This is a genomic window from Pseudomonas sp. P7548 (genome assembly GCF_013386585.1).
Lineage (GTDB): Bacteria > Pseudomonadota > Gammaproteobacteria > Pseudomonadales > Pseudomonadaceae > Aquipseudomonas.
The window spans coordinates 1-375 of sequence record NZ_JACARO010000184.1 but is presented as its reverse complement, the minus strand read 5'-3'; the positions used below and the strand labels follow the sequence as shown (position 1 = coordinate 375).

General features: G+C 61.9%; 1 protein-coding gene and 1 pseudogene. Both read right to left on the bottom strand.

The features are described from left to right. Positions 1–215 (bottom strand): NAD(P)H-binding protein (locus HX803_RS32100; protein WP_178926073.1); only part of this gene is annotated, 215 nt, incomplete at its 3' end. 33 nt (positions 216–248) lie between these two features. Then, positions 249–375: pseudogene (locus HX803_RS32095) on the bottom strand (MBL fold metallo-hydrolase); the annotation flags it as partial.

Here is a 375-nt window from a genome sequence, read left to right as displayed (position 1 = left end):
TGCGCGGCGCTGATCACCACGTCGCTGCCGCTGACAGCCTGTTGCAGGGCCGCAGCGTCCAGTGCGTCGACTTGCTTCACAGTGACGCCCGGGCGCACGGCGATCTTGTCGGTGTTACGCGCAATGGCGGTGACGCTGTGCCCGCGACGCAGGGCTTCTTCCAGCAGTTGGCTACCGGCACGGCCGGTGGCACCAATGATTGCAATCTTGCTCATGACGTTCTCCAGTTCGTTAGGGTTTGAAACCATTCACCACTTCATTTCGCCCTTGGCGACTTTGGCACCCAGTTCCAGGCTGCCTTCGTCGGCGAGGTTCGGGTAACGCTTTTTCATCGCCGTGATCAGCGCGGCAGAGTCCTTGGCCTTGGCGGTCTCG